The sequence below is a fragment of the Paenibacillus artemisiicola genome, assembly GCF_017652985.1.
Taxonomy (GTDB): Bacteria; Bacillota; Bacilli; order Paenibacillales; family Paenibacillaceae; genus Paenibacillus_Z; species Paenibacillus_Z artemisiicola.
Genome location: NZ_JAGGDJ010000013.1, coordinates 68,793 through 80,796 on the forward strand (window position 1 = coordinate 68,793; position 12,004 = coordinate 80,796).

At 66.4% G+C, this 12,004-nt stretch carries 8 protein-coding genes; 2 read left to right on the plus strand and 6 right to left on the minus strand.

Going from position 1 to position 12,004, the window contains the following annotated elements:
• Positions 1 to 4 precede the first annotated feature (4 nt).
• On the plus strand, positions 5 to 1,138 hold the full coding sequence (locus I8J29_RS16920) for a Ger(x)C family spore germination protein (RefSeq protein ID WP_208848714.1): 1,134 nt from the start codon (positions 5 to 7) through the stop codon (positions 1,136 to 1,138).
• A gap of 2 nt (positions 1,139 to 1,140) precedes the next feature.
• Positions 1,141 to 2,250, plus strand: coding sequence for a GerAB/ArcD/ProY family transporter (locus I8J29_RS16925; RefSeq protein ID WP_208848715.1), 1,110 nt, complete (start codon positions 1,141 to 1,143; stop codon positions 2,248 to 2,250).
• Positions 2,251 to 2,350: 100 nt separating this feature from the next.
• Here I8J29_RS16925 and I8J29_RS16930 read toward each other — a convergent pair whose 3' ends face one another.
• From I8J29_RS16930 to I8J29_RS16955, 6 genes are all read right to left on the minus strand, one after another.
• The gene (locus I8J29_RS16930) at positions 2,351 to 3,745 is read right to left on the minus strand and encodes a glycoside hydrolase family 32 protein (RefSeq protein WP_208848716.1); all 1,395 of its coding nucleotides are present in this window, start codon (positions 3,743 to 3,745) and stop codon (positions 2,351 to 2,353) included.
• Positions 3,746 to 3,794: 49 nt separating this feature from the next.
• Positions 3,795 to 4,805 (minus strand): SDR family oxidoreductase, encoded by a 1,011-nt coding sequence (locus I8J29_RS16935; protein WP_208848717.1) that lies wholly within the window; start codon positions 4,803 to 4,805, stop codon positions 3,795 to 3,797.
• A gap of 38 nt (positions 4,806 to 4,843) precedes the next feature.
• Entirely contained in the window at positions 4,844 to 5,653 is an 810-nt protein-coding gene (locus I8J29_RS16940) for a phytanoyl-CoA dioxygenase family protein (RefSeq protein ID WP_208848718.1), read from the minus strand.
• Between the two features lie 331 nt (positions 5,654 to 5,984).
• Positions 5,985 to 8,399 (minus strand): sugar phosphate nucleotidyltransferase, encoded by a 2,415-nt coding sequence (locus I8J29_RS16945; RefSeq protein WP_208848719.1) that lies wholly within the window; start codon positions 8,397 to 8,399, stop codon positions 5,985 to 5,987.
• Positions 8,396 to 11,008 carry a 1,4-alpha-glucan branching protein domain-containing protein gene (locus tag I8J29_RS16950; protein WP_208848720.1) on the minus strand — a complete coding sequence of 871 codons (2,613 nt, stop codon included), beginning with the start codon at positions 11,006 to 11,008 and terminating at the stop codon, positions 8,396 to 8,398. The genes I8J29_RS16945 and I8J29_RS16950 overlap by 4 nt, the downstream gene beginning before the upstream one ends.
• A gap of 80 nt (positions 11,009 to 11,088) precedes the next feature.
• Positions 11,089 to 11,841 carry a DUF4912 domain-containing protein gene (locus I8J29_RS16955; RefSeq protein ID WP_208848721.1) on the minus strand — a complete coding sequence of 251 codons (753 nt, stop codon included), beginning with the start codon at positions 11,839 to 11,841 and terminating at the stop codon, positions 11,089 to 11,091.
• Positions 11,842 to 12,004: the final 163 nt, after the last annotated feature.

Sequence of the window (12,004 nt, forward strand, 5' to 3'; positions counted from 1 at the left end):
GCGCATGAAACCGATAACCGTCCTTCTCTGCCTGCTGCTCTGCCTTCCGCTCTGCGCGGGCTGCTGGGATATGAAAGAAATCAACGAGCTGGCCATCGTCAACCTCGGCGCCGCGGACAAGGATCCCGAGACGGGCAAGATCACGGCCTACTACCAGGTGATCAATCCGAGCTCGCTCTCCAACCGGCCGGGCGCCGACAAGGCCGCGGTCTATACGTTCAAGTTCGAGGATTACAGCCTCGGCCGGTTCACCAAGCAGACGACGACGCTGATGCCCCGGCGCCTGTTCATGCCGCACATGCAGGTGCTCATCCTCTCGGAGCGGTACGCGAAGCAGGGCATCGAGGACATGATCAATTACGTCGAAATGAGTCCCGACCGCCGGACGAACATCCTCTTCCTCGTGGCGGAGAGCCCTGTCGAGACGATCCTGAACAGCTTCTCGCCGCTCGAACGGATGCCGGGGCGCTATATCCGGTCGCTTCTCGACCTGTCGAACAACGGTTACGGCTTCGGCACGCCGGAGCCCATCCGGGTGAAAAACCTCGTCATCGGCTTGTACCGGAAGCAGGCGATGGTCGTCCCGCTGATCCGGTATACGTCGCCGCGTCCCGCGGATGTCACGGACCGCCTGGAGGATGTGAACATCCGCAAGCAATCGTTCCTGTTCGCGGGAGGGGCCGTGCTCCTGCAGGGGCGCATGGTCGGGAAGATCGATTTCGACGAGAAGGAATTCTATTTCATCCTGAACAAGGACGTCACGAGCTCCCTCGTTACGCTCCGGGTAGGCGGCGGCAACGTGGACGTCGAAGCCGACGGGATCCGGGTCAAGCGCCGCTTCCGCGCCGGCGGCGCCGAGTACCGGCTGCGCGCGAATCTGCGAATCGTCAACAACGAGCAGTCGGCCGCCGTGACGATCCGCAACATGCGGGAGGTCGAGCAGGCGTTCGACCGCTATTTCGAGCGCAAAGCGGACGCGCTGTTCCGGCTCGGCGCGGACAAGGGCTGGGACCTGCTCGGCCTGCAGGATCACGGCGTAAAGAATTGGCAATCGGCGAAGGTGACGTTCGACATGCGGTCCGAAACCTCTTCCGTCGGCAATACGAACGGTCCGCTGCGGTCCGAAGGGAGGAACTGAACGTGGAGCAAGCAAGGCTGAGCGCCTGGCAGATGTTCCTGGTCACCTTTTATTTCACGACGGGAACGACGTGGATCGTGCTGACCGGCCCGGTCATCGGCGACGCCAAGCAGTACGCCTGGCTCGTCTGCCTCGGCGCGCTGGCCTACGGCATCCTGCTCGCGCTGCTGTGGCTGTACTTGTCCAGCCGCTATCCCGGCAAGAGCCTGGTGGAAATCGCCGTCGCCGCGCTCGGCCGCTGGGCCGGCGGAGTCATCGCGCTGTTCTACGTCCTGTACTTCGTGCAGATCGCGTCCTGGGTCACCCGGAATCTGGGCGACTTCCTGCATACCAACATGATGCCGCAGACGCCGGTCGCCTTCTTCAGCATCATGGTGCTGTTCACGTGCGCCTACGCCGTCGTCAAGGGCATCGCCTCCATCGCGATGGTGTCGGAGCTGCTGACGCCCTACTTGCATCTGGCCTACTGGGTGCCGATCCTCGTCGCGCTCCGGCAGTGGGATTGGCAGAACTTTCACGAAAGCCATATCGGGTCGTTCGCCGCCGCGATTGGCCGGTCGAATTACGCCTTCGCCTTCCCGTTCATGGAGACCGTGGCGCTCATGATGCTGTTTCCGTACGTGCAGAAGCGGCTCAACACCTCGTACATCCTGGGCATCGCCGCGAGCGGCCTCAGCCTGGCGCTCAGCGTGCTGGCGAACATCGGCATCCTCGGGGTCAACCGTAGCTCGCGCCTGATCTACCCGGTGTTCATGCTGTTCCGCGAAATGCAGTTCGCCAGCTTCCTGGAGCACCTGGAAACGTTCCTCGCCATCAACGTCCTGTTCATCGTCTGCCTGAAGCTGAGCATCCTGTTCTACTGCGCCGTGCTCGCGATCTGCCAGCTGTTCCGCGTCAAGCGGCGGGAGGTCGTGGCCTTTCCGCTGATCTGGATCTTGTCCGCCTATTCCCTGCTGTTCCACAACGTCATCGAGAACATGGAATGGGTGCAAAAGTATTTGTTCACCTATTATTTGCTGTACGCCGTCGTCTTCCCGCTGCTCCTGCTGGCCGCGGCTTGGCTGCGGAAGGCAGGCGCTCCCGGGGCCATGCCGACCCCTCGGACGGAATAGCGCGTACGCCTGCCCTAAGCAAAGCAAAAAGCGGCAGACCGGAAGCGCTGCCTCCGGTCTGCCGCTTGCTTATGCCTGCTTAGGCCTCCTTATGGCCCGATTAATCCTCTTCGCTCCACACCGGCGCCAGCCGGTACGCGTTCAGCACGGGCAGCGCCGCCGCGCCGTCCCCGTAGACGGCGAGCCCCTCGCTGTCCTCGCGGAACGGATAGACGCGGCCGGACAGCGCGGTCCGCTCGTTCACGATCACTTCCACCGTCGAACGGTCCAGGAAGACCCGGATCTCGAAGCGCCCGGACGCGGACGCCGGCAGCGGCGCCTCCAGCGGAAACCGGTGCATCGCGGCGTCGCCGTTCATCCGTTCGCGAACGAGCCGCACGACGCCCGCCGCGCGGTCGAATTCCAACGCGCACTCCTCTTCGCCGTTCGGGGAACGGAAGAAGCGGATGCCCCATGCCGCGTCCGGCCCCGTCTCGGCGGTCAGCTCCAGCTCGATCGCCTTGCCGGACACGGGCAGCGCCCGCTCGCCGGCGAGCGGCTCGGCCGAACCGAGCTCGGCCCGCTCGCCCCGGAGCCGTTCCAGCTCCGGGATCGGCCGGATCAGCAGCTCGCCGGTCTCCGGATCGAGGCGAAGGATGCGCGGCACCGCCTGAACGCCGGCCCAGCCTTCGATCGCCGCGCTCTCGCCCCGTCCGCTCTCGGGCATCCAGCCCCACATGATGCGCCGGCCCTGCTCGTCCTCGAACGACGTCGGCGCGTAATAGCCGTCCAAATGGCCGTAATCGAGAATGCCCTCGGTCTCCGTCACGAACGTGAAATCATCCGCCAGCGTGCCGGTCCGGTACGGAATGCCGCGTCCTTGCGGCGAATACGTCAGCACCCATTTGCCGTCCAGGCGGAAGAAGTTCGGGCATTCCCATACCTTGCCTTCGCCCTTCGCCAGCACGTTCAGGAACGTCCACGAGAGAAGGTCGGGCGAACGGTAGATCGTCACGCAGCCTTCGCCGCCCAGCGATCCGCCGGTCACCATGTACCACTCGCCGTCCATCCGCCAGACGTAAGGGTCCCGCCATTCCTTGATCGTCAGGTCCCCGTGAATCGATCCGGCCAGCACCGGGTTGGCGTCCGGCTTCCGCCAGTTCGTCCAGTCCGCGTCGCCGAAGGCGATCCATTGCTCGGCGCCCGACTCGGAGCCGCGCTCCGGCCCGATGCTCGTGTAGATCAGCGCCGGACGGCCGTCCTGCATGACGGCGCAGCCCGAGAAGCAGTGCGCTTCGCCCCGCTCCGGCGACGGATGGAGCGCCATCGGAAGCCGCTCCCAATGCACGAGGTCGAGACTCTTGGCGTGACCCCAATGAATGTCGCCCCACTTATCCCCGTTCGGATTGTATTGATAAAAGAGGTGATACACCCCGCCCGCCTGGATCGGACCGTTCGGGTCGTTCATCCAGTTGCGTTCGGGCCGAAAATGGTAGGTCGGTTTCAAGCCGTGCACGAATAAGACAACTCCTCTCCCCAACTCGAAAGGCGCCGGCGGCGCCGTCTTACACGATCTCGGCCAAAAACCGCTCGTACGCGGCGATCGCCCGGTCCATCCGCGCGTTCAGCGCCTCGTCGATCGTCTGCAGCTCCGGCCGCGACCGGAAATACGCGATGGACTGCCGGATGCCGCGTTCGAAGTTCGTCGTCGCCAAATAGCCCGGCACGAACGTCTTGATCTTGCGGTTGTCGACCACGTAGCTGTTGCTGGCATCGCCGAACAGCCCCGCCCGGAATTCGGGCAGAAACCGGGAGATGCACTCGGACGTCATATGGACGGCCCGCGGCTCCGCGTCCACGGCCCGGCCGATGGCGGCGAGGTATTGATTCCACGTCTTCACTTCGTCCGACGTGATATGGAACGACTGGCCGAGCGTCTGGTCGTTGCCGAGCAGCCCGACCAGCCCCTTGGCGAAATCGGTGTTGTGCGTGATCGTCCAGAGCGACGTGCCGTCGCCGGGCACGATTACCGGCTTCCCCCGCAGAATGCGGTCGACCAGCGTCCACGGATGCGCGCCGCTTGCGACGGCGAACGGAATCGCGGTCTCGCCGTACGTATGCGAGGGGCGCACGATCGTCGCCGGAAAGCCCGTGTCGCGGTAGGCCCGAAGCAGCCGCTCCTCGCAGGCGATTTTGTCGACGGCATAGTCCCAGCCGGGATTATGCTGCGGCGCGGACTCGTCGAAGACGTAATGGCTCGGCGGACGCTGGTACGTCGCGACCGTGCTGATGAAGATATATTGGTTCGTCTTGCCCGCGAACAGCCGAACGTCGCGCTCGATGTCTTCGGGCTTGAAGGCGATCCAATCGACCACCGCGTCGAAGCGCATGTCCGACAGCAGCTCCCGCATGGCAGGCTCGTCGTGGATGTCGCCGAGGAGGATGCGCGCGCCCGCCGGCACGCGCGACCCCCGGTTGCCCCGGTTCAGCAGATAGAGCTCGATCCCCTGCCGTACCGCGAGCTCCGAAGCGGCCGTGCTGATCAAGCCCGTTCCGCCGATAAATAGAACTTTCATGATGGCAGCGTTCCCCTTTCCGCGCGATTGGCCGCGCGCTACTCGTCGTCGAAGACGCTCGCCGGGTACCCGGCTCCGAACGGCGCGTCCGGCCGCTCGTATTCGCCGGCCAGATAGCGGCGGACGGGCGTCGCCCGCGCCAGGTAATCCGGGTCGTTCGCGAACCGGTCGGAGAACCGGACCCACGGCGGACTATAAATATAATGCATGGTATAGCGGTCGTAATCGCCGTCGTGCGCGTAGGTGCGGTGCCAGACGGCGTTGTGGAACAGGAGCACGGATCCGGCCGGCGCGCAGATGACGTGGCCGATCGGCAGGTCGCCCTTCTCCTTGCGGAGGTCGGGCGGCAGCGGCACCTGCGCCCGGTGGCTGCCCGGGATCATTTCCATGTTGCCCATCCGCGGCAGGGATTGATCGGTCAGCAGATACGACGCCCGCAGCTGCAGCAGCGGAACCGGATAGCCGAGCTTCTTGAAATCGTACGCGCCCGAGCCGTCCTGATGCCAGCCGCCGAAGCCGCCGAACGCCGGCTGCTTCGTGCACCAGGCGGATTGCAAAATGAAGCGGTCGCCGTACAGCGCCCGGACCTTCGGCAGGACGGACGGATGATCGACCAGCGCGTCGAGCGCCGGCTCCGTCTCGAAGCCGCGGCCGACTTGGGCCCAGCCCTCCGTGCCTTCCTTCTCGTGCAGACGGACGGACGCTTCGAGGCACGCCTGGACCTGCTCGGCGGTCAAGACGTTCGGAATGACGAGATACCCCCAGGATTCGAACATGAACCGGTCAAGCTCGGTGAATGCGCCGGGCTCGGAAACAGCCTGAAGTCCTTGATGCGGTTCAGCAGCCATGCGGACAACCTCCCGTTATCATGAATTGAGAACTGGCTGTGGGCGCCGACCGGCAAGCTTGCTTCTTCGTGGACGTACGAGGTCAGCGCGGACAGAGGATTGCTGCGCCGTCGGAAGGGCAGCCGAATCACCTCCAAACGCGTTCGGTCAACCAGAATATATCATACATATATAATATGTACAATAATACAAATTTGACGGGCTCGCACAGGCTTGATGACCGCTGCCGCGCATCCTGCCGCGGACTTCGCGCCGCCGAGAACGCAAGCGTCCGGCGCCGACCCGATGAGGGAAGGCGCCGGACGCTTGCCGCTTGCGGCTGCCCATGCGGTCAGCCGTTGCGGTAATGCCGGATTTTGTCCGCGTACGCCGCCGCCAGCTCCCGGGCCGCCTGCTGCGATTCCGCGTTCGTGTATACCTGGAAGATCGGCTCCTCGTTGTCGGGAAGGATGAGCGTCCAGCCCTGATCGTGGAAGATTTTGAGCCCGTCGATCATCTCGACGTCCTGCCCCTTCGTCTCCTCCATCAGGAAGCGCATCACCTTGCCCTTCTCCGTCCACGGGCAGTCGACCTCCTCCTTGAACAGCGCGAAGCTCGGGATCGTCGCCACCAGCTGCGACAGCGACAGGCCCAGCTCCGCGAGCATCGCCATGGCGTGCACGACCGTGTAGATGCCGTCCGCGTACGCATGGAAGCCGTTATGCTGGCAGCTCTCCAGCAGCGAGCGCGTATCCGCTTTCGAACGGACCGCGCGCCGGCCTTGCCGCTCCGCCAGCAGCTCCGCCGTGCCCGGGAAGTGCACCGGCACGCGCACGGTCTCGTCGGCCGAGGTCCGCAGCCGGATCATCAGCTGCAGCATGTGCAGCAGCTCGTCCGACGCGACGCCGCCGCGCTCCGTGACCAGCTCGAGCCGTTCGCCGTTCGCGTCCAGCAGTACGCCGAAGTCCGCTTCGTTGTCGCGGACCCACCGCGCCAGCTCGGCCGCCGTCGAGACGACGCCGTTCAGCTGGATGACGCGGCAGCCCAGCTCGTGCAACAGCTCCGGCAGCACCTGGTTCAGGTTTTGCCCGTTGTACACCGTCACGACCTTGAAGGAGCGCTTCGCGACGAGGCCGGCGTCGACCGATTCCAGCAGATCCTTGCGGTAGAGGGCGCCGGCATGCGGGGAGGTCCGTTTGCGGCCCAGCTTGTCCCGCTTGATCAGGCGGCGGTCCTCCTGCACGAACGCGTTCTCGATCTTCCGCTCCGCCGCCTTCGGTATCGGCAGGCCCTGCCCGTCCAGAAACTCGATGACGAGCTGATCCTCGTCGTCCGCATCCGACACCCGGATGTAAATGCCGGCGGCGCAGTCCAGATGGCGCGTCGCGTAGCGGGTGATGGAGGACGTCACCGCGCCGAAATCGTACGTATGGATGCCGGAGGCATGCAGGACGGTCGCGAACGTATCCGCGATCAGCTCGGCGAACGGCGCCGCGTCGCGGCCGATGCCGACCGTCGATCCCATTGCGAGCGAAGACGCGAGCGCGGTCGCCAGCCGGTCGACGAAGCCCGTCGTCATCGTGACGTTGCAGACGCCTTTGACCCCGCGCCGGCCGAAAATCGTCTTGGCGGCGCGCTCTTCCACGATCAGCGAATGCTTCAGCACGGCGTTGTCCTCGACCGACTTGTCCGGGAAAATTTTCACGCCGGGCTGCACGATGCTGTTCACGCCGATGCTGCAGTGATCGCCCAGCACGGCGCCTTCCTTGACCGACGCGCCGTAGCCGGCGAGCACGTTCCGGCACAGCGTGGCGCCGACGATCTCCACCTGCCGGTCGAGCACGTTGTTGCGCCACAGCACCGCCCGGTCCAACGCGACGCCGTCCATGAGAATGGAGCCCGCGCCGACGACGGAATGCGCCGACACCGAGGCGCCCCGGCCGACCGACGCGTGGTCGCCGATAAACGCCGGTCCGATCACCGAGGCCGTCGGATCGATCAGGGCGTGCTCGCCGGCCCAGACGCCGGGCGCGACTTCCCGTCCTGCGATCGCGACGTCGACCTTGCCCTCCAGCATGTCGAACTGGGTCTGGCGGTACTGCCCCAGATTACCGATATCGGACCAGTAGCCTTCGGCCACATACCCGTACATCGGCCGGCCGCGCTTCATGAGCGCCGGGAACAGGTCTTTGCTGAAGTCGACTTCCCGTCCGCTCTCCATATAGCCGAAGATCTCGGTATCGAGGATGTAGATGCCGGTGTTCACCGTGTCGCTGAACACTTCGCCCCAGCTCGGCTTCTCCAGGAAGCGGACGATCCGCCCCGCCGGATCCGTCATGACGACGCCGAATTCCAGCGGGCTGTCCACCTGCGTCAGCACGAGCGTCGCCACGGCCTCCTTCTCGCGGTGGTACGCGATCGCCCGGGTCAGATCGAAATCCGTCAATGCGTCGCCGCTGATGACGATGAACGTCTCGTCGAGAAACGCTTCGGCGTTCTTGACGCTGCCGGCCGTGCCGAGCGGCGAATGCTCTTCGAAGTAGTGCAGGCGGACGCCGAAATCCGAACCGTCGCCGAAATACTGGCGGATCGCCTCCGGGATGTACTGCACCGTGACCGCGATGTCCGCGATGCCGTGCTTCTTCAACAGCTCGATCGTGTATTCCATGACCGGGCGGTCCAGCAGCGGTACCATCGGCTTCGGCGTGTTGCTCGTGAGCGGGCGAAGACGGGTGCCTTTGCCGCCCGCCATGATGACTGCTTTCATCGCGATCCCTCCGTCGGTTCGATTGCGGCAGCCGCTTCCCGGCTGTAGTACAACTGCGACTGCTCGCGCAGCACGCGGCGGTATACGGCCGCCGTCCGTTCGGCGATCGCGCCCCAGTCGTACACGGTCGCGGCTTTGCGCAGCGCGTTCGCCGCCATCGCCGCGGCGTTGTTCTCGTCCCGCAGCAGCAGGATCAGCCGGGACGCCAGCGAATGCGCGTCCCCGGGCAGCGCCGTGTAGCCGTCCTCGCCGTCCGCGACGATCTCCGCCAGGCCGCCGGTGCCGGATACGACGACCGGCACGTTCGCCGCCATCGCCTCCAGCGCCACGATGCCGAACGGCTCGTACAGGCTCGGGAACGCCGCGGCGTACGCCGCGCGAAGCAGCCGGTTGCGCGCCGCGTCGTCGATGAAGCCGGCGAAGAGCACCTTGTCCCCGATGCCGAGCTCGGCCGCGCGGGCGCGCAGCTCCTCCTGCATCGGTCCTTTGCCCGCGATGACGAATTTCGCGTCCGGACAGGCCGCGAGCACCTCGGGCGCGCTCTCGAGCAGCACGTGCACGCCCTTCTCCCGCACGAGCCTCCCGACGAAGAAGACGATTTTCTCGTGCGGCAGGGCGAAGGCGGCCCGATCGGCGGACCCGTCGTCCGCGGCTTGGATCAGCGCCGGCTCGACGCCGTTCGGAATGACGTCGAGCTTGTCCGCGGGCACGGAAAACAGCTCCCGGAGCTCCCGCTCCATGGCATGGCTGCACACGATGACCCGCCACGCCTCGTAGCACAGCTCCCATTCCCGGTGGTGAATCGTGCGCTGCAGCCACGTCCGGATGCCCTGGTTCCGCCCGTGCTCGGTCGCATGGACCGTCGCGACGAGCGGCAACCCGAAGCGGTGCTTCAGCGTCTTGGCCGCCTGGTGCACGAGCCAGTCGTGGGCGTGCACGACGTCGAAGGCGGCGCCGTCCGCGATCAAGTCGGCGACGTAATCGGCCATGGCGAGATTCAGCTGGAAAATCCAATCCATGAACGGCAGTCCTTCGTGCTGGTACGTCCGCAGCCGGTGCACGCGGACGCCGCCGTCCCGTTCGTATGCCGGGCGGCCGTCCGCATGGCAGGTGACGACGTGGACCTCGGTTCCCTGCTCGGCCAGCTTGCGGCCGAGATCATAGACATGCCTGGACAAGCCGCCGACGACGAACGGCGGGTATTCCCAAGCGAGCATGAGCACCCGGAGCGCCCGTCCCGATGACGCCGGCACCCGCGCGCCGAGCGTCCGGACTTCGGCGCCGGACGCGTACAGCCGGTAATCGAGCGCGGGGAACGCCGCGTCGCGCCGTTCGATGCCGCGCAGCCAGCGCTCGTCGATGATGCCGCCCCGCAGCATGCAGCGAAGCGTGCGGAAGCGCCCGGCGTGGGCGTCGAACCGGCGCTCGGCATCGTCCTTCGTGCCGGCGTCGCCCATCCGCAGCGCGAGATCGCCCTCCTGGGCGAGCAGCAGCTCGCGCGCGGCCTGGTCGAGCGCCCGGCGGACGAGCCCCCGCGCGTCCGCGTGCCGGTCGGCCAGCCCGATCATCTGCGCTTCCATCTCGTGCAGCCGGCGGTAGATCCATTGGTTGGCGCCGTTCAGCCACGCGTCGCCGTAACCGCCGCTTCCGGCGCTCGCGAACGACGGGCGGCATTCCTCGTACCGCGTGCCGGCCTGCGCCTGCAGATACGCGCCGGGCGACGTCGGCGCGAGCGGGCCGTCCGCTTCGGCGAGCGTCCGGCACAGCCGGTCCAGCCGCGCCGCGCCGTCAAGCCGCCAGGACGCGGACAGGAGGTCGAAGCAGGCGGTGACGACCGGCGCCTTGCCGGTCCCCGGCTGCGCCGCCTCCGCCCGTCCGGCCCATGCGGCGGCGAAGTCTTCGCCGTCCGTATCGGGATCCCGCGCGAACGCGAGCATGCCGCCGGGCGTCCGGACCGGCGCGTGAAGACCGCCGGCCGGCTGCGGGTCGGCGTGCCGGAACGAATGGGCCTCGACGATGAAATAGCCGAGCCCGCATTCCCGCAGCACGCGGTCGAGTCCGTCCGCGTAGCCGCCTCCCGGCAGCCAGATGCCGGCCGGCGCGGTGCCGAGCAGCGCGGCGTGCGCCCGGACGGCGGCGCCGATCTGCGCGCGGAGCGCCTGCTCCGTGCGGAGATAAGGCAGGAAGGCATGCGTGGCGGCGGACGTCACCAGCTCCAGGCGGCCCGCGTCCGCCAGCGCCTTGAAGCCGGCGACGAGACTGCCGCCGTATGTATCGGTCAAGCGCGTCCGGGCCTGGCGGAGCTTGTCCGCCTCTTCGCGGACGAGCGGTTCTTGCTCCGCAAGTCGGATCAAACGGTCCAGATGCGCGAGATAACGCGCTTGCAGCGACGGATCGGAGAGCATGGCCAGCAGCGTAGGCGACAGCGCGAGCGCGAGCCGCCCAGGCACGCGGTCGCGGGCAAGCCCGTCCAAGACTTCCAGCAGCGGGAGCATGACGTCCGTCGCCGCTTCGAACAGCCGGCGCTCCTCCGCGCTGCCCTCGGGCTGCGCCTGCGGCGCGAACGGCAAATGGGCGTGAAGCACGATCGATAGGGATCCTTTTTCCACAAGCGCCTTCCTTTCCATGGTCGATTCGTATAGGTGCGATGCGATCGATCTCCGCCCGCGGCGTCCGCGGGGAAGGCGCGTCAAGGCCGAAGCCGCTCGTGCAGGGCCGGCGTCTCCGCCGTGCCGGAACGAAGCACGGCGACGAACCGGCCGTCCAAGGCCGTCGTGCCGAGATCGGCGCAGAAGACGGTTCCGGCGGAGAGTCCGCGCACGAACCAATTGTCCGCGCGCCCGTCGATCCGAACGTCGCGGTAATGGTTCGCGTTGTCTCCGTTGAACGACGTATAGGACACGTCGTACACCCGCAGCAGCTTGGGCAGCTCGTCCCACGCGCAGTGGAAATGCTCCTCGATCATCCGGATGCGGCGCTCCGTGAGCGTCCAATAGACGTAGAGCGTGCCGGGGTCCTTCGCCAGCATGACGAGCCGGTCGTCCTCGGCGCGGGCCGTTCCGCGGTTGGCGTCGGCGGCGTCATGCCACGCGGCCTCGCCTTCGGCCGGCGCCGGCGCGGCAGCGGCGGCAGCGCTTTCGGCGTAGGCCGCTTCCACGACGGCCCGCCAAGCGGACTGGCCGTCGGCCGGCGCCGGCGCGGACGCCGCCGCGGCTTCGTTTGCCGCATGAGCCGCTTCCGCGAGCGCTTGTTCGGCAGCCTCGCTGTCGACCGGCTCGGCGCTTCGTCCCGCCGCTTCGCCTTCATCCCCGCCGCGTCCGTTCCTCGGTCCCCCGAGCTTGGCCAGCTGGTATTTCACTTTCCCGATGCTGAGGCCCAGCCTATCCGCGATCGCTTTTTGCGTCAGCCCTTCTTCTTTCAACTTGAGGATCTCGTCCAACACGTGCCGGCCTCCTCCCTTCGAATCGCGGCCGTCGGCGGCTTAACGCCGCCGTCCGCCCGCGTACCTCCGCATTATATAAAGAAGTCGGCGATAAATTGCTCGAAACCTGACACGAAAATAAATTGGGGAGAACGTCCCATCCCTCCGGATGTCCACGCCCATT